Origin of the sequence: Lentzea sp. NPDC051838, assembly GCF_040681245.1 — a bacterium.
GTDB lineage: Bacteria > Actinomycetota > Actinomycetes > Mycobacteriales > Pseudonocardiaceae > Lentzea.
Genome location: NZ_JBFAYI010000001.1, coordinates 920,189 through 936,158 on the forward strand (window position 1 = coordinate 920,189; position 15,970 = coordinate 936,158).

The window sequence follows — 15,970 nt, forward strand, 5'->3', positions numbered from 1 at the left end:
GCCGCTTTTGAGAGCCGGTTCTCAGCTAGTCGACGACTCGTGCCGAGACCACTGCGAGCAGCAGCGTCACGGCGGTGAACACGAAGGTGTACCCGAATCCTATGGCGGCGTGCAGCGGGCGTGATCGCGCTCCCTCGCACAGCTGCAGCTGCCAGTACGCCGCGCCCAGTCCGAAGATCAGCCACGGGAGGACGATCAACGCCGCAGTGGGTCCGCCGAGCATGCCGCTGACCGCGAAAGGTGTTGCGGCAGTGAGGATTCCGGTCGCCGCCGCGATCATCCGCGGCCTGTCCACGGGTTCGCGCGTGACGCGTGCGGCGGCCGTGGCGACGGTCGTGGCGAGCAGTGCGGCGGTGATCAGGAGGCCGAACAGCCACGGGCGTTCGTCGGCGCCGGTGGTGGTGACCGGGATCAGCGCGGCGGCGATCAGCAGCACGGCGAGGACCGGTGTGAGCGGCAGCACCCAGGCGCGGCGGAGGGGCACCGGGTGATGCTCGCTCATGTGCGCGTTGATCGGCAGAGGCCGAACGGCGTCAGTCCTCGTCTTCGTCGTCGAGGTCGGGGTCGGGGTCGCCGAGTGTCACGCCGGTCAGCCGCGAGTGAAGGGTGCCGGTGAACTCCTCGACGAGCAGCTCGGTCACCGTGCCCGCGTAGGTGTGCCCCCTGAACTCGACGTCCCAGACGATCGTCCAGCGGTCGGGGTCCGGGTCGGTGGTGTCCCACCACAGGACGTCGCGCCCCTCGGTGAACGCGCACAGCAGCAGGCCGCCGGGGTCGGGGTGGATCGGCCGCACGTTCTCGGGGTAACGGGCGAACCAGTCGCGCAGGTAGCCGGCGTGCAGGTCGTGTTTCGCGCGGAAGCCGTCCGGGGGGACGAGGAAGAGCCCGCTGAAGACGGGGTCCCCGAAGCCGTCGGCGAGGCGCTTGTAGTCCGCCGGAAGCCCGATTCCGGCGCTCGCCTCGATGGCTGTCCAGTCGAAGTCGTGGCCGGACGGGTCGTACACGAGCTCGGACATCGGGTAGGCCATACCGGCGGGGAACTCGGCCAGGATTTCCCGCAGCCGCGCAAGAGCGTCACTCACGCACATGATCTTAGGTTTCGTCAGTCCTCGTAGGAGTCCAGGTCCTCGACGCGGCCGTAGATCATGTGCTCGCGCCGCACCCCGTCGGAGTCGATGCCCTCGGCGAACTCCTCCCAGTCCATGTTGGCGATCGAGAGGTTGTTCTCGATCTCCTGGATGGTGTGCGGGAGGGCGCGGAACGACCGGCCGGCGGGTTCGCCCGGCCAGTCGTGGGCCGGGGAGGGCTCGGAGCCGAGATCGACGACGAGGATCGGGTGTTCCGGGGACCGGATGGTGATCTCGTCGACCACGAGCATCAGCGCGTGGGTGTTGCGGTCCGGGCCGGCCTCCAGCAGGTCGGTGGCCGTCTTGCCCGCGAACACCGGGTCGTCGACGAAGCTCACGCAGGCCTCGAACTCGTCCGGCGTCACCCAGCTGATCCCGGCTTTGACCTCTTCCCAGGCCTGCTGGTCGGAGAAGTCGGTGCGGATCACCGGCACGTCGGAGGTCGTCGGCAGCTGCGTCGTCATGCGCACCACCCTCGCAGAGCCACGGGCGGACTGATCAAGTCGTGCGCGCGATCGGCACTCAGGCCCCGGTTTCCGTGCCCTTCAGCCCCAGCGCGGCGAGAGCGGCGGTGACGGTCGCGGCGCGCAGCTCGTCGACCGGGGCGTCGGGGAACTGCATGGTGCAGTCCTGCATGCCGCCGAACGCCAGCACCGCGCGTGCCTCCTGCTCCAGCGTCGGTTCCGGCCCGAACACCAGGCGGGTCAGGCGGGCACGCCACGCGAGCACCATGTCGACCAGGCCCAGCTCGGCGAGCGTGGTCATCTCGGTGAGCAGCAGCAGGATGCCGGCGCGGTGGCGGTGGTTGAAGTCGAAGAACCCCTCGAGGAGCTCGCGCAGTGGCACGTCCGCACGTTCCTCCATGCGGACCATGAACTGCTCGCCGTCCTCGAGCAGCGGGGTGACGATGCTGCGGACCAGGTCCTCACGCGAGGCGAAGTGGTAGTAGAGCGCGGGTTTGGTGATGCCGAGGCGGTCGGCGATCTCCTGCAGGCTCGTCTGCTGCACGCCTTTGATGGCGAACAGCTCTCGCGCGGTCTGCAGGATGCGCTGCTTGGTGTCGGACGGTCTGGCCACCCACCGAATCTTACTTAACAGTCGGTAAGAACGGGTGTAGCCTCGCCGCCAGGGGCTTACCGACCGTTAAGTAAGGGGCTTTGGCGTGCGGATTCTCATCTCAGGGGCGAGCATCGCGGGTCCGGTGCTGGCGTACTGGCTGACCCGGTACGGGCACGAGGTGACGGTGGTGGAGCGGTCGCCGGTGCTGCGCAAGACCGGTGGGCACGCGGTCGACCTGTTCAAGCCGGCGATGGACATCTCCGAACGCATGGGCGTGCTCGATCGGATCGAGTCGCTGGCGACCGGGACCGAGCGGCTGACGTTCCTGCGCGAGGGCACGCGCAAGCCGATCAGCGGGGACGTCACGAAGATCTTCGCCGCCGCGTCGGACCGGCACGTCGAGGTGATGCGCGACGACCTGAGCGAGATCTACTACGACGCGGCGCGCGAGGACGTGGAGTACCTGTTCGGCGACTCGATCGCGTCGATCGGCGAGGACGGCGACGTGACGTTCGAGGTGGGCTCGCCGAGGCGGTTCGACTTGGTCGTCGGGGCGGACGGGTTGCACTCGAACGTGCGGCGGCTGGTGTTCGGCGAGGTCGCGAAGAACTTCACGGGCGCGTATCTCGCGGTGCTGTCGGTGCCGCGGGAGCTGGGGGTGCCGGGTGCGATGTTCGGGCACATCGGGCCGGGGCGCAGCGCGCAGGTGTACGGGGCGCGGCACGTCGAGGACTCCCGGGCGGTGTTCCTGTTCCGCACGCAGGCCGAGCTCGAGTACCACCACCGGGACGTGCCGCGGCAGAAGCAGCTGCTGCGCGAGGCGTTCGCGGGCCTGCACCCGGACGTCGACGGGTGGCTGACCTACCTGGACGGCGATCGGGTGTTCTACTTCGACTCGATCACGCAGCTGCAGGAGGACACCTGGTCACGGGGACGGGTGGCGCTCGTGGGCGACGCGGCCTACTGCCCCGGCCCGGCGATCGGGGGCAGCACGAGCCTCGCGGTGCTGGGCGCGTACGTGCTCGCCGGTGAGCTGTCGCGGAACCCACACGAGGTGGCGTTCGCGCGGTACGAGAACGAGATGCGGGATCTGGTGCACGCGAGCAGGGCTTTCGCGCTGGGCGTGGCGAAGACGCTGATTCCCACGACTCGTCTGGGTGTGACGGCGTTGACGCGCGGCATGCAGCTGGTGACGTCACTGCCGTCGTGGCTGGTGCGTCCGATCGCCAAGCTGAACTCGAAGGGCGTGCGGCTGCACGACTCGATGGTGGTGCGCGACTACGAGCGTCAGGGCGCCGAGATTCCGGCGCCCTGACGTCTCAGGTCAGAACTGCAGGCTCCACTTGTCGAGGAAGCCGGTGTCCTGGGCCGCGTTGTCGTTGACCCGCAGCTGCCAGGTGCCGTTGGCGACCTCGCTGGAGGCGTTGACGGTGTAGGTGGTGTTGATGTTGTCGGTGCCGCCGCCGGAACGGTTGTGGACCGTGTAGACGGTGCCGTCCGGCGCGACCAGGTCGACCTTCAGGTCGCCCTGGTAGGTGTGCTTGATGTCCACGGCGACCTTGAGGGTGGCCGGCGCGTTGCCGGTCACCTCGGACACCGCGATCGGGGAGTTGATCGTGGTGTTGTCCCCGATCGCGAAGTCCGTGGCGTTCTCGAAGTACTTGCCGGGCGGCGTGGTGACGCCGCAGTACTGCTGTTCCTTGCCGATGGCCTCGTACGGGCAGTCGGCGCGCTCCAGCAGCTGCAGCACGGCCTCCTTGTTGCGGGAGGTCTGCGCCGGGATCACCTCGTCGGGCGGGTAGAAGCCGCCGCCGGAGCCGGAGCTGCCGGGGTACATCTCGAAGGTGTAGGCGAAGACGCCCTGCGAGCCCCACAGCCAGTCGGGAATGGTGCCGTCGGTGATGTAGAGGTCGCTGGACTGCTCGGGCGTGTAGCCGTTGCTCTGCGCCATGGACTGGCCGATGGTGCGGAACACGTCGAGCTGGTCCTGGTTGAGGCCCGGCGCGATGTCGTCGTAGGTCCAGCCCCACGGCCACAGGATGAGCTGGCTGTAGGTGTGGAAGTCGATCGACGCGGTGATCTGCTGCTTGCCGCCGACGTTGCGGCCGCGCACGAAGTCGGACACGACCTTGACCTCGGGCGCGGACGCCGCGCTCGGGCCGCGGTAGGTGTCACTGCCGGTGCTGCCCGACGAGCCGCCGCAGCAGCCCCACTTGTAGTCCCAGTTGCGGTTGAGGTCGGTGCCGACGTTGCTGGAGCCGGCGTTGGGCTGCCGGTTCTTGCGCCAGCTGCGGTAGCTGCCGGTCGCGATGTCGTACTCGCCGCCGTCGGGGTTGACGTCCGGGACGATCCAGATCTCGCGGGTGTTCACGAGGTCGGTGAGGCGTGCCTCGTTGCCGTACTTGGTCGTGAACTCCTTGACCAGGTACAGCGCCATCTCGACGGTGAGGTGCTCACGGGCGTGCTGGTGGTGCGTGAACAGCACCTCCGGCTCGTTCTCGTCGACGCCGACGTTGTCGCTGATCTTGAGCGCGACGATGTCGCGGTTCTCGTAGGACTTGCCGATGACCTGCTTGCTGAGGATGTTCGGGTAGGCCGCGACCGCGGTGTTGATCTCGGCGGTCATCTCGGCGTAGTTGTGGTAGTTCGAGTCGGCGGCCGGGAAGTCGAACGGGCCGATCTCGGCGTTCGCCTCCATCCGCTTGGGCAGCTCGGCGACCTCGAACCCCTGGGCCCGCAGGCTCTTGACCTCGCGCTCGGTGGCGGTGATCACGACGATGCCGTGCTCCTCGACCGAGTCGATCGCGGCGCCGGAGCGGGCGACCTTGGAGCGCTGTTCAGCGGTGCGGACGTCGCTGACCTGGTAGTTCGTCGTCGTCTCCTGAGCGGCGGGGGCGGCACCGGTGGGCACGCCTCCCATGGCGAACACGACGCTCGCGGCGACGGTGACCCCGATCAGGGGTCTGAGATGGCTCTTTCGCATGCAGGGCAACCCTTTCGTACCACGGCAGGGACATGGCTCCGCCAAGTGAAGACGGTGTAAAGGCGTGCTGTCACCCGCCATCCGTATGGGGTTTACCTGGTGAGATAACCGATATGGCCGGTGTGAACGCTGCGCTGGTTGGGTGGTGGCATGACGCGCTATGACGCTGTGGAGGCCGCCTCGTACCGGGTGGCCCGCGAGATTTCGCTGACCGGGTTGTCGTCGTGGCGGGACGTGCTCACGCCTTACTTCCTGCCGGGGCGTGCGGTGCTGGACCTGGGGGCCGGCACGGGGTTGTTCGTACGGGCCTTCGCGGAGTGGTTCCCCGACGTGTCCGTGGTGGCGGTGGAGCCTTCTGCGGACATGCGGGCGGCATCGGGGCTGCCGATGCTGGCCGGGGACGCGTGTTCGGTGCCGGTGCCGGACGCGTCGGTGGACGTGGTGTGGATGTCGACGGTGGTGCATCACGTGCGCGATCTGGCCGTGTGCGGGGTGGAGTTGCGGCGGGTGCTGCGGCCGGGCGGGGTGGTGGTGCTGCGGTCGTTGTTCCGGGACCGGCCCGACGGGATCGGGCTGTTCCGGTTCTTCCCCGAGGCGACGCGGGCGCTGTCGTCGTTCCCTTCGGTGGACGAGGTGGTGTCCGGGCTCGGGTTCGAGCTCGACCGGCTGGAGGCGGTGCCTCAGGTGACGGCGTTGTCGTTGGCGGAGAAGGCGTCCACGGTGCGGTGGGAGGCGGACACGTTGTTGCGTTCGCTGTCGGCTGAGGAGTTCGCACGGGGGCGTGAGCGGTTGGACGCGGCGGCGTTGGTCGAGTCCGGGCCGGTGGTGGATCACCTGGATCTGCTGGTGCTCAAAACTGTCGGTGCTGTCTGAGACGCTGCTCGGTGTGGACGAGAAGCAGCAGCTGAAGCGGTTCCTGGACGCGGCTCGGTCGGCGTTGGTGTGGAAGCTCGACGGGCTGTCGGAGTACGACGCGCGCCGCCCGTTGACGCCGACGGGCACGAACCTGCTCGGGTTGGTGAAGCACGCGGCCGGGGTGGAGCTGAACTACTTCGGCCGCGTGTTCGGGCGGCCTTTCCCGTCGCCGCCGTTGTGGTCGACCGCGGAGGCCTTACCGGCGTCGGACATGTACGCGGAGGTGGACGAGTCGCGTGCGTCGGTGCTGTCGTTCTACGGCGTCGTGCGGGAGTTCGCCGACGCGACGATCTCCGCGCTGCCGTTGGACGCCGCGGGCGTGGTGACGTGGTGGTCCCCTGAGCGGCGCGAGGTGACGTTGCGGCAGGTGCTGGTGCAGGTGTCGATCGACCTGCACCGCCACGCCGGGCACGCGGACGTGGTGCGGGAGCTGATCGACGGGGCTGTCGGCATGCAGGACGGCAACACGAACATGCCGGCGGTGTCTGCTGGGTGGTGGGCTGAGCACCGCACCCGGCTGGAGGAAATCGCGGTCGCGTCGTCGCGGGTTCTGAAAGGCTGACGGTCATGGCCTCAGATCCGAAAGCCGACCTGCACCGCTACCTCCGCGCCGCCCGCGAGGCCCTGCTCTGGAAGCTCGACGGCGTGTCCGAGTACGACGCGCGGCGCCCGCTGACGCCGACGGGCACGAACCTGCTGGGCCTGGTCAAGCACCTCGCCACGACCGAGCACGGGTATTTCGGCGCCTGCATGGGCCGCGAGTTCCCGGAGACCTTGCCGTGGGTGGCGCGGATCGAGGACGGGACCGACCCGAACGCGGACATGTTCGCCACCGCCGACGAGTCGCGTGAGGCCATCGTGTCGCTGTACGCGCGGGTCGCGGAGTTCGCGGACGGTGTGATCTCGGAGCTGCCGCTGGACGCGCCGGGTGTGGTGCCGTGGTGGTCGGAGGAACGCCGGTACGTGACGCTGCACCTGCTGTTGATCCACATGATCGCGGAGACGAACCGGCACGCGGGTCACGCGGACATCCTGCGCGAGGGTCTGGACGGGCTGGCGGGGCTGCGCGACGGGATGTCGAACATGCCGGAGCAGGACTGGGCGGCGTACCGGGAGAAGCTGGAGCGGGTGGCGAAGGAGGCTCAGGAGCGCGCCTGAGCCCACGGGGTGTCAGATCAGTCAGAAGCAGCCGAGCTGAACTTCTTGATGTCGTTCCGCAGGTACTGGTTCACGGACAGCAGGAAGTCGCGAAAGGTGGGATACCGGTCGACTTCCTCACCGGCGAGCCAGGACACCTGGTGGCCACCGTTGAGAACGGGTCCGGTTCGCCACATCACGAACAGGTCCGTCACCTCAGTGCCGACACCGATGACGGTCACCTCGCTCGGCGGCGGGAACCCGTCCCTCGGGGGACCTTCGCTGTAGTGCAGCCCGAGCAGCTCGTTGCCCTTCTGCCACAGTTCGCCTTGGCCGAGCTGTTCGGTGCCGAGCAGATGGGCGTAGGTGAAGAAGCTCTTCCACCCGTTGGCACGCCGGGTGAAGTCGCGGTACAGCGGATCCAGCGGGCAGCCGATCCTGCTCTCGGCCAGGCGGAGCTGTTCCTCCGTGGCGCCCTCGCCGGGAACCGTGTACGGGCTCAGCTCCGGGTCCAGCCTGGTGAGCTGCTGGCGCAACAGGACCGAGTGTCCGATCAGTGCCTCCCAGTCAGACACGGACGCTCCACGCCTTTCCGATTCGGTTCGGTCCTGCCACTCGCTCGTTCACAGGCTTCAGCACATCTTTCACCATGCCGGCGAGAGCCGGGCGTGCCTCACGCCCGGCTCTCACGAGCCCGTCAGCGGCCGGCGAAGAACTTGAGGACGTCGGCGGTGTAGAGGTCGGGCACCTCGATGGCCGGGAAGTGGCCGCCGCGGTCGTACTCGGTCCAGTGCTCGACCTCGTGGGCGGGGTCGAGCAGGGAGCGGATGCCGGTGTCGGCGGCGAAGGTGGCGAAGCCGGTGGGTGCGGCGGCGGCTCCCCAGGTGCCGGGGGCGTTCATGGACTCGTAGATGAACTCGGCCGCGGTGGCTCCGGTGCCGGTGAACCAGTAGAGGGACACGGCGGTCAGCAGGGCGTCGCGGTCGACCTCCGAGCACCAGGCGTGGAACTTCTCGTAGATCCACGCCAGCAGGCCGATGGGCGAGTCGGTCAGGGACGCGCCGATGGTCCAGGGCTTGGTGGACATGAGCTGCAGGTAGCCGAGGCCGGTGGCGACGAGGTCGTTGAAGCGTTCGGCGCGGGCGAGCTCCACCCCGGAGAGGCTGTCGGTGGCCAGCGGGCCGCCGAACGGGTGGGCGCTGGGGCCGTTGATGTGCAGGGCCGCGACAGACGGGGTCTGGCGGCTCATGGCACCGGCGATGCCCGCGCCCACGTCGCCCGCCTGGATGCCGTAGCGGGTGTAGCCGAGCGAGGCCATCAGGGTCACGAAGGCGGCGGCGGTGCGGGAGACCTCCCAGGCGCCGGTGACTGGAACGGAGAAACCGAAACCCGGGATCGACGGGACGACGACGTGGTGGTCGCGGGCCAGGTCGGCGATCACGGAGGTGTACTCGGCGAACGTCGAGGGCCAGCCGTGGATCAGCAGGAGCGGCAGCGCGTCCGGGCGGGGGCTGCGGACGTGGACGAAGTGGATGCGCTGACCGTCGATCTCCGTGACGAACTGCGGGTGGGCGTTGAGGCGGGCTTCGGCGGCGCGCCAGTCGTAGCCGTCGGCCCAGTACTGCGCCAGTGAGCGGAGTTCGGCGACCGGGACGCCGCGCCGCCAGCCGTCAGCCCCGGACTGGGCGGGCCAGCGGGCGGCCAGCAGGCGTTCGCGCAGGTCAGTGAGGTCGTTCTGGGGGATCTCGACGCGGAATGTGTCCATGGCTGAAACACTAGAAAGGATTGCGGAAAGGTTCGTTCCTCATTCGCGGGGAGGGTGAGAAGCATGTTGGAGACGTCGGCGCGGTTGCTGAAGTTGCTGTCGTTGTTGCAGACCCCGCGTGACTGGAGCGGGCCGGAGCTGGCGGAGCGGCTCGGGGTGACGACCAGGACGGTGCGCAACGACGTCGACCGGCTGCGCAACCTCGGGTATCCCGTGCACGCCACGCCGGGGGTCGCGGGCGGGTACAAGCTCGGGGCCGGTGCCACGTTGCCGCCGCTGCTGCTCGATGACGACGAGGCGGTGGCGATCGCGCTGAGCCTGAGCACGCAGGACTCGGAGACGGCGGCGCAGGCGCTCAAGAAGCTGGAGCAGGTGTTGCCGAGCAGGCTCAAGCACCGGCTCGCGACGCTGCAGGAGTACACGGTCGGCACGACGAAGGAGCTCGACCCGGCGATCGCGACGAGCATCGTCAACGCGTGCAAGAGCAGGGAGAGGCTGCGGTTCGACTACGTGAAGTTCGACGGCGAGCAGGACCGCCGCGAGGTCGAGCCGTACCGGCTCGTCCACACCAGGGGCCGCTGGTACCTGGTCGCGTGGGACATCCACCGCGACGACTGGCGAACGTTCCGCGCCGACCGGGTCCAGCCCCGCATCCCGAACGGGCCACGATTCACCCCGCGTGAGCTTCCTGACCTGGAAACCTATCTGGCACAAGGCTTGGCGACCGCGGCGTGGCGGTTCCGCGCGACGGTCACCGTCCACGCCCCGGCGCACGAGGTGGCGGCGAAGGTGCCGGCCGCGCTCACGGAGGCGATCGACGAGCACACCTGCCGGATGACGGCCGGCTCGGACACGCCGGCGATGCTCGCGGTCTATCTGGGGATGCTCGACAGCGACTTCGAGGTCGACGGGCCGCCGGAGCTCGTTCACCACCTGGGAAAGACCGCTGACAGGTTCCGCAAAGCGATCAATACTGCTGAGCATGGGTAAGGAATACGAGCGCATCGAGCCGCGGCTGTGGGAGTTCATCGAGAAGCAGAAGGTGTTCTTCGTGGCGAGTGCGCCGCTGTCCGGGGACGGGCACGTGAACCTCTCGCCCAAGGGCCGCGAGGGGACGCTGCGGATCCTCGACGACCGGACGGTGGCCTACCTGGACTTCGGGGGCAGCCACGCGGAGACGATCGCGCATCTGCGGGAGAACGGCCGCATCACGTTGATGTGGTGTGCGTTCGAGGGCCCGCCGACGATCGTCCGCGTCCACGGCCGTGGTGAGCCCGTGTTCCGCGACGACCCGCGCTTCCCGGAACTCGTGAAGGGGTTCGGCGACGCGGACGCACCGGCCCTGCGAGCGGTGATCGTCGTGACGGCCGAGCTGATCTCCGACACGTGCGGGTTCGCGGTGCCGTTCATGGACTACCGCTGCGAACGCGAGCTGCACGCGGACTACTTCGGCCGCAAGTCCGACGAGGAGTTCCGCGAGTACACGAACAAGAAGCCGTACAACAACGCGAGCATCGACGGGCTGCCCGCGATGGAGCTGCCGTTGCCTCCGCGCTGAGGTGGAGGCTGATGTAGAGAACGCGCCGCCGGCTCCGTCCCAGGGGCATGACGAACCTCGACGAAGTACTCGCGAAGCCGCTGAGCCAGGAGCTGCTGGCGCGTGACCTGACCCGTCTCGCGTACGTGGCCAAGGACGGGACGCCGCGCACGATCCCGATCGCGTTCACCTGGAACGGCGAGCAGATCGTGCTGTGCACCACGAAGAACGCGCCGAAACTGCACGCGCTCAAGGCGAATCCAGCGGTGGCGCTGACGATCGACACCGAGGTGCACCCGCCGAAGATCCTGCTGCTGCGCGGCACGGCCGAACTGGACCACACCGACGGCATCCCGGACGAGTACCTGCAGATGAACGGCACGTACGAGATGTCGGCGGAGCAACGGGTGGAGTGGGAGCGCGAGGTCCGCTCGCTGTACGTCGACGGCATGGTGCGGATCGTGATCACGCCGACGTGGGCGAAGCTGATCGACTTCGAGACGACGCTGCCGACGCCGGTGCAGGAGCTGGTGGAGCGGCGGTCAGCTCGACAGGAAACGGTCTAGGACGCGCGCACCGAACTCGAGGCCGGCGACGGGGACGCGTTCGTCGACGCCGTGCGCCATGGCCCGGTAGTCGAAGCCGACCGGCAGGGACAGCGGTGAGAAGCCGTAGCAGTGGATGCCGAGCTGGCTGAACGCCTTGGCGTCGGTGCCCCCGCCCAGGCAGTACGGCACGACGACGGCGGCCGGGTCCTCGTCGCGCAGTGCCTCGGCCATCGAGGCGAACCACGCGGTGTCGACAGGCGCTTCGACCGCCGGCTGGTGTTCGAGGAACTCGCGTGTCACGCCGTCGGAGAGCAACGAGTCGATGGTCGCTTCGAGCTCGTCGATCGTGCCGGGCAGCGTGCGGACGTCGAGCTGCGCGGTGGCGGTGCCGGGGATGACGTTGACCTTGTACCCGGCCTGCAGCATCGTGGGCGTGGTCGAGCAGCGCACGGTGTTCTCGACGAGCTTCGCGGCGGGTCCGAGGCGGGCGATGGTGCCGTCGACGTCGTCGAGATCGACCTCGACACCCAGCGCTTTGCCCGCGCCGACCAGGAACGCCTCGACCGTGGGCGTCAACCGCACCGGGTGCTCATACGCGGCGATGCGCGCCAACGACGTGACCAGCGCCGTCACGGCGTTCTGCTGGTTGCGGCGTGATCCGTGGCCCGCGCGGCCGACGGCGGTGAGCTTCATGTGCGACGTGCCGCGCTCGGCGGTGCCGACCGGGTAGAGCCGGACACCGTCGACGTCGAAGGAGAACCCGCCGGACTCGCTGATCGCGGCCTCGACGCCGGCGAAATACGCGGCGTGGTGGTCGACGAGCCAGTGCGCGCCGTACTCGCCCTGGTCCTCCTCGTCCGCGACGAACGCCAGCACCACGTCCCGCCGCGGCCGCCTGCCTTCGAGGTGCCACCGGTTGACCACGGCCAGCGTCATGGCGGCCATGTCCTTCATGTCGACCGCGCCCCGGCCGTGCACGAACCCGTCGCGGATCTCCCCGGCGAACGGGTCGAAGCCCCACTCGGCGGGGTCGGCGGGCACGACGTCGAGGTGCGACTGGACCAGCACGGCGGGCAGCGACGGGTCGGTGCCGGGGATGCGCGCGAGGACGTTGGTGCGGCGTGGCGCGGGTTCGAGCAACGTGGGTGGCACGCCGTTGTCGGCCAGGATCGCCGCGACGTGCTCGGCCGCCTCGCGTTCGCCCTCGCTGGAGCCGCCGCCGCGGTTGGTCGTGTCGAAGCGGATGAGCTCCGCGCACACCTGTGCCACGTCCAGCGTCATGCCGCCACCCTACGGTCAGCCGTAGATGCCCTCGATCGCACCTGCGGCGACGTGCGTGACGACCTTGAACGCCTTCATCGCCTCGGTCATCGACTCGGCGTCGAACCCGACCCGGCGCGGTCCGACGAGCGTGACCGTCGGCACGACGGCGGCGGCGTCGGCGAGGTGGGTGGCGTCGAACTCGACCTCGATCCGATGTGCCTCTACGTCACCCTCGTAGCGCCCGGCCACCCTCATCGCTTCGGTGGCCGCATCTGTGATCTGTGAAAAAGAGACGGAGGGCGGCAGGCACACGGCCGCATATCGCGAAACACATTCCTTCACCGCGACGAACTGCGCCCTGAGCGCGTAGGACCGGGCGTCCTCGCAGGTCAGGTCATCTCCGGTGACGAGCAGCACGGGTACCCCGTACTCGGCGGCCAGGGCGGCGTTCAGCCGGCCTTCGGAGGCGTGGACGCCGTCGAGCCACACGCCGGTGATCGAGTTCTCCAGGTAGGTGTGCGCGAGCACGCCTGGTGAGCCCGCGGCGGTGTGGTAGCCGAGGAAGACGACACCGTCCACACCGGAGTCGATGCCCTGCATCATCGACAGCGGTTTGTGCCGCCCGGTGAGCAGCCGCGCCGAGGGATGCAGGTCTTCCAGCAGCAGGTTTCGCTGCGAAGAGTGCGCTTCGTTGACGAGCACCGACGTGGCGCCGCCCGCGACCAGGCCCTCCACGCACGCGTTGACGTCTCCGGTGAAGAGCCGCCGGAACCGTTGCCACTGCTCGGTGCCGGGCACGACGTCCCCGGTCCAGGTGACTCCGGTGGCGCCTTCCATGTCCGCCGAGATCATGATCCGCACATCTGAGTAACGTAGCGGTGGGCTGCTGGGGAAGAGGGGTATTTCGTGCGTGTGAAAGCGTGCGCGTTGCTTGCAATAGCAACGACGTTGGGGCTGGCGACACCACCGTCACAAGCTCAGGGGCCGGTGATCCTGAAGGTGGCGATCGTCCAGCAGATCGACTCGATGAACCCGTTCCTCGCGGTGTTCCAGTCGAGCACCGAGGTCGGCCGGTTGATGTACGACTACCTGACCGCCTACGCCGCGGACGACCAGCGCGTCACCGAGGGCCTGGCGAACAGATGGGAGCCGTCGGCGGACAAGCTCACCTGGACGTTCACGGTCCCGGAGGGCAAGAAGTGGTCGGACGGGCAGCCGATCACCGCGCAGGACGTCGCGTTCACCTACAACCTGATGCTCTCGAACGACGTCGCGCGCACCGCGAACGGCAGCTTCGTCACCAACTTCGAGAAGGTCACCGCCACGGACGACAAGACCGTGGTGATCAAGACCAAGGCACCTCAGGTGACGATGCTGGCGCTGGACATCCCGATCGTGCCGAAGCACGTGTGGGAGAAGGTCACCAACATCAAGGACTACGCCAACGACCAGATGCCGGTCGTCGGCTCGGGCCCGTTCGTGCTGAGCGAGCACGTCGCGGGTCAGTTCATCAAGCTCAAGGCCAACAAGAGCTACTGGCGGGGCGCTCCGAAGTACGACGAGCTGCACTTCGTGTACTTCCAGAACTCCGACGCCGCGGTGCAGGCGCTCGCGAAGGGCGAGGTCGACCTGGTCAACCGGATGGCACCGGCCCAGTACGACTCGCTCGACAAGAAGGACGGCGTCACGCGCAACAAGGCGCAGGGCCGCCGGTTCACCGAGCTGCTGATCAACCCCGGCGCGCAGACCAGGGCGGGCGAGCCGATCGGTGACGGCAACGCGGCGCTCAAGGACGTGCGGGTGCGCAGGGCGATCGCGCAGGCCGTCGACCTGGACGCGCTGGTGCAGCGGGTGAGCCTCGGCTACGCGGAGAAGGGGTCCGGGCTGGTGCCGCCGGTGTTCGGCAAGTGGCACTGGCAGCCCGAGAAGCCTCGCGCGTTCGACCCGGCGGCCGCGAACGCCGCTCTGGACGCGGCGGGTTTCCCGCGCAAGGCGGACGGCACGCGGTTCGGGCTGCGGCTGTTCGGGCGCGCGGGCCGGGCTTACGACGAGCAGGCCAGCGAGTACCTGAAGCGGTCGATGGGCGACATCGGCATTCCGCTGGACGTGCGGCTGGTGTCGGACAACCAGCTCAACGAGGTCACCACGGCGGCGACCTACGACCTGGCGTTCTCGGGCTGGGCGACGAACGTGGACCCGGACTTCATCCTGGGTCTGCACACGTGCGCGCAGCGGCCGGGCCCGGACGGCAAGGGCGGCACCACCGACGCCTACTTCTGCGACAAGGAGTACGACGACCTCTACGCGAAGCAGCTCTCGGAGTTCGACGAGGCCAAGCGGGTGGAGATCGTCAAGCAGATGCAGGCGCGCTTCTACGACCAGGTGCCCGCCGTGGTGCTCGCGTACGAGAACGCGCTGGAGGGCTACCGCTCCGACCACTTCGCGAAGTTCACGACGCAGCCCGCGCAGGGCGGCGTGATCATGGCGCAGAACGGCATGTGGGGCTACTACGGCGCCGAACCCGCGGCACGGACCGCGGGAGCCTCGGGCAGCAGGTGGCCGGGGATCGCGATCGGCGGCATGGTGCTCGTCGCGCTGGTGATCATCGGTGTCGTGGTGGCGCGCAGGCGTGCGGCGACGGCAGGGGAGCGCGAGTAGGTGCGGCTGGCAGGTCGTCTCGGAGGTGCCGCGCTCAGCCTGGTGATGGTGGCGGTGCTGGGTTTCTTCCTGTTCCGGGTGGTGCCCGGCGACCCCGTCGTCTCGATGACGCGCGGCCGTCCGACGACAGCGGCGATGCAGGCCGAACTGCGGGCGCAGTTCGGCCTGGACCGTCCGCTGCTCGAGCAGTTCTGGAGCTACGCCACCTCGCTGCTGCGCGGTGATCTGGGCACGTCGTTCACGTTCCGCCGCCCGGTCGCCGACGTCATCCTGGAGCGCCTCGGCCCGACGCTGCTGCTGGTCGGCACGTCGACCGTGATCGCGGTGGGGCTCGGGTTGTGGGTCGGGGTGCGGGCGGCGTGGCGGCGCGACTCGGCGTTCGACCGGGCGACGACGGGGGTGTCGCTGACGTTGTGGGCGGTGCCGACGTTCTGGCTCGGCATGCTGCTGATGATGGTGACGGGAGATCTCTTCCCGTCACGGGGCATGCGCGACACCGACACGGCGCCGGACTTCGTGTCGCAGGCGCTCGACGTCGGCCATCACCTGGTGCTGCCGTCGATCACGCTGGTCGCGGTGGTGTGCGCGGAGTACATGCTGGTGATGCGGTCGTCGTTGCTGGAGGAGATGCACGCGCCATATCTCGTGACCGCGCGCGCGAAGGGCCTGCGGGACGACCTGGTGCGGCGGAGGCACGCGGTGCCGAACGCGGTGCTGCCGGCGATCACGCTGGTGTTCCTGCGGTTCGGGCTGGTGGTGGCCGGCGCGATCACGACGGAGACGGTGTTCTCGTGGCCAGGGCTGGGGTTGCTGTTCTACGACGCGCTGACCGGGCCCGACTACATGCTGTTGCAGGGGTTGCTGGTGTTCACGGCGAGCGCGGTCGTGGTGATGAACCTGCTGGCGGAGCTGTTGTACGGGGTGCTGGATCCGCGGGTGAAGGTCGTATGAGCGGGGTGTGGTCGCGCTCGCGGGCGG

At 68.8% G+C, this 15,970-nt stretch carries 18 protein-coding genes; 9 read left to right on the plus strand and 9 right to left on the minus strand.

The window, feature by feature from the left end:
* Window positions 1–25: 25 nt before the first annotated feature.
* Genes AB0M24_RS04130 through AB0M24_RS04145 form a run of 4 tightly spaced genes read right to left on the minus strand, consistent with a single transcriptional unit; the run spans window position 26 to window position 2,204 of the window.
* Entirely contained in the window at window positions 26–502 is a 477-nt protein-coding gene (locus AB0M24_RS04130) for a hypothetical protein (RefSeq protein ID WP_363760780.1), read from the minus strand.
* Window positions 503–533: 31 nt separating this feature from the next.
* Complete coding sequence (locus AB0M24_RS04135) at window positions 534–1,082, minus strand: SMI1/KNR4 family protein (RefSeq protein WP_363760783.1); 549 nt, start codon at window positions 1,080–1,082, stop codon at window positions 534–536.
* 20 nt (window positions 1,083–1,102) lie between these two features.
* Window positions 1,103–1,591, minus strand: a complete 489-nt coding sequence (locus AB0M24_RS04140) for a hypothetical protein (protein WP_363760786.1) — start codon at window positions 1,589–1,591, stop codon at window positions 1,103–1,105.
* Window positions 1,592–1,649: 58 nt separating this feature from the next.
* Window positions 1,650–2,204: a helix-turn-helix domain-containing protein gene (locus AB0M24_RS04145; protein ID WP_363760789.1), complete on the minus strand. Its 555-nt coding sequence runs from the start codon at window positions 2,202–2,204 to the stop codon at window positions 1,650–1,652.
* Between the two features lie 85 nt (window positions 2,205–2,289).
* On the opposite strand from AB0M24_RS04145, the gene AB0M24_RS04150 reads away from it, so the two are divergent.
* The gene (locus AB0M24_RS04150) at window positions 2,290–3,501 is read left to right on the plus strand and encodes an FAD-dependent monooxygenase (RefSeq protein WP_363760792.1); all 1,212 of its coding nucleotides are present in this window, start codon (window positions 2,290–2,292) and stop codon (window positions 3,499–3,501) included.
* A gap of 9 nt (window positions 3,502–3,510) precedes the next feature.
* On the opposite strand, the gene AB0M24_RS04155 is transcribed toward AB0M24_RS04150, so the two are convergent.
* Entirely contained in the window at window positions 3,511–5,169 is a 1,659-nt protein-coding gene (locus AB0M24_RS04155) for a M14 family metallopeptidase (protein WP_363760795.1), read from the minus strand.
* Window positions 5,170–5,319: 150 nt separating this feature from the next.
* On the opposite strand from AB0M24_RS04155, the gene AB0M24_RS04160 reads away from it, so the two are divergent.
* The 3 genes from AB0M24_RS04160 to AB0M24_RS04170 are packed head-to-tail and all read left to right on the plus strand — an operon-like array spanning window position 5,320 to window position 7,242.
* A complete protein-coding gene (locus tag AB0M24_RS04160) occupies window positions 5,320–6,042 on the plus strand; it encodes a class I SAM-dependent methyltransferase (RefSeq protein ID WP_363760798.1) in 723 nt (240 codons plus the stop codon).
* Entirely contained in the window at window positions 6,032–6,646 is a 615-nt protein-coding gene (locus tag AB0M24_RS04165; RefSeq protein WP_363760801.1) for a DinB family protein, read from the plus strand. The genes AB0M24_RS04160 and AB0M24_RS04165 overlap by 11 nt, the downstream gene beginning before the upstream one ends.
* Window positions 6,647–6,651: 5 nt before the next feature.
* Entirely contained in the window at window positions 6,652–7,242 is a 591-nt protein-coding gene (locus AB0M24_RS04170) for a DinB family protein (RefSeq protein ID WP_363760804.1), read from the plus strand.
* Window positions 7,243–7,259: 17 nt separating this feature from the next.
* Here AB0M24_RS04170 and AB0M24_RS04175 read toward each other — a convergent pair whose 3' ends face one another.
* Window positions 7,260–7,796, minus strand: coding sequence for an SMI1/KNR4 family protein (locus AB0M24_RS04175; RefSeq protein WP_363760807.1), 537 nt, complete (start codon window positions 7,794–7,796; stop codon window positions 7,260–7,262).
* A 122-nt stretch (window positions 7,797–7,918) separates the two neighbouring features.
* The gene (locus AB0M24_RS04180) at window positions 7,919–8,986 is read right to left on the minus strand and encodes an epoxide hydrolase family protein (protein WP_363760810.1); all 1,068 of its coding nucleotides are present in this window, start codon (window positions 8,984–8,986) and stop codon (window positions 7,919–7,921) included.
* 63 nt (window positions 8,987–9,049) lie between these two features.
* On the opposite strand from AB0M24_RS04180, the gene AB0M24_RS04185 reads away from it, so the two are divergent.
* Genes AB0M24_RS04185 through AB0M24_RS04195 form a run of 3 tightly spaced genes read left to right on the plus strand, consistent with a single transcriptional unit; the run spans window position 9,050 to window position 11,089 of the window.
* Window positions 9,050–9,976, plus strand: coding sequence for a WYL domain-containing protein (locus AB0M24_RS04185; protein ID WP_363760813.1), 927 nt, complete (start codon window positions 9,050–9,052; stop codon window positions 9,974–9,976).
* Window positions 9,969–10,544 (plus strand): pyridoxamine 5'-phosphate oxidase family protein, encoded by a 576-nt coding sequence (locus AB0M24_RS04190; RefSeq protein ID WP_363760816.1) that lies wholly within the window; start codon window positions 9,969–9,971, stop codon window positions 10,542–10,544. The genes AB0M24_RS04185 and AB0M24_RS04190 overlap by 8 nt, the downstream gene beginning before the upstream one ends.
* Before the next feature lie 47 nt (window positions 10,545–10,591).
* Entirely contained in the window at window positions 10,592–11,089 is a 498-nt protein-coding gene (locus AB0M24_RS04195; protein WP_363760819.1) for a pyridoxamine 5'-phosphate oxidase family protein, read from the plus strand.
* On the opposite strand, the gene AB0M24_RS04200 is transcribed toward AB0M24_RS04195, so the two are convergent.
* A complete protein-coding gene (locus tag AB0M24_RS04200) occupies window positions 11,066–12,352 on the minus strand; it encodes a M20/M25/M40 family metallo-hydrolase (protein ID WP_363760822.1) in 1,287 nt (428 codons plus the stop codon). The genes AB0M24_RS04195 and AB0M24_RS04200 overlap by 24 nt on opposite strands.
* A 15-nt stretch (window positions 12,353–12,367) precedes the next feature.
* A complete protein-coding gene (locus tag AB0M24_RS04205) occupies window positions 12,368–13,195 on the minus strand; it encodes a M55 family metallopeptidase (protein ID WP_363760825.1) in 828 nt (275 codons plus the stop codon).
* 126 nt (window positions 13,196–13,321) lie between these two features.
* Between AB0M24_RS04205 and AB0M24_RS04210 the strand changes: the two genes are divergently transcribed.
* The gene (locus AB0M24_RS04210) at window positions 13,322–14,992 is read left to right on the plus strand and encodes an ABC transporter substrate-binding protein (protein ID WP_363760828.1); all 1,671 of its coding nucleotides are present in this window, start codon (window positions 13,322–13,324) and stop codon (window positions 14,990–14,992) included.
* Window positions 14,993–15,943: an ABC transporter permease gene (locus tag AB0M24_RS04215; protein WP_363760831.1), complete on the plus strand. Its 951-nt coding sequence runs from the start codon at window positions 14,993–14,995 to the stop codon at window positions 15,941–15,943.
* Window positions 15,944–15,970 lie beyond the last annotated feature (27 nt).

Excerpts from the sequence above, each read along its gene's own strand:
- AB0M24_RS04170 (WP_363760804.1), top strand. The coding sequence starts at position 6,652 with ATGGCCTCAGATCCGAAAGCCGACCTGCACCGCTACCTCCGCGCCGCC.
- AB0M24_RS04185 (WP_363760813.1), top strand. The coding sequence starts at position 9,050 with ATGTTGGAGACGTCGGCGCGGTTGCTGAAGTTGCTGTCGTTGTTGCAG.
- AB0M24_RS04180 (WP_363760810.1), bottom strand. The coding sequence starts at position 8,986 with ATGGACACATTCCGCGTCGAGATCCCCCAGAACGACCTCACTGACCTG.
- AB0M24_RS04130 (WP_363760780.1), bottom strand. The coding sequence starts at position 502 with ATGAGCGAGCATCACCCGGTGCCCCTCCGCCGCGCCTGGGTGCTGCCG.
- AB0M24_RS04200 (WP_363760822.1), bottom strand. The coding sequence starts at position 12,352 with ATGACGCTGGACGTGGCACAGGTGTGCGCGGAGCTCATCCGCTTCGAC.
- AB0M24_RS04195 (WP_363760819.1), top strand. The coding sequence starts at position 10,592 with ATGACGAACCTCGACGAAGTACTCGCGAAGCCGCTGAGCCAGGAGCTG.
- AB0M24_RS04160 (WP_363760798.1), top strand. The coding sequence starts at position 5,320 with ATGACGCGCTATGACGCTGTGGAGGCCGCCTCGTACCGGGTGGCCCGC.
- AB0M24_RS04140 (WP_363760786.1), bottom strand. The coding sequence starts at position 1,591 with ATGACGACGCAGCTGCCGACGACCTCCGACGTGCCGGTGATCCGCACC.
- AB0M24_RS04190 (WP_363760816.1), top strand. The coding sequence starts at position 9,969 with ATGGGTAAGGAATACGAGCGCATCGAGCCGCGGCTGTGGGAGTTCATC.
- AB0M24_RS04155 (WP_363760795.1), bottom strand. The coding sequence starts at position 5,169 with ATGCGAAAGAGCCATCTCAGACCCCTGATCGGGGTCACCGTCGCCGCG.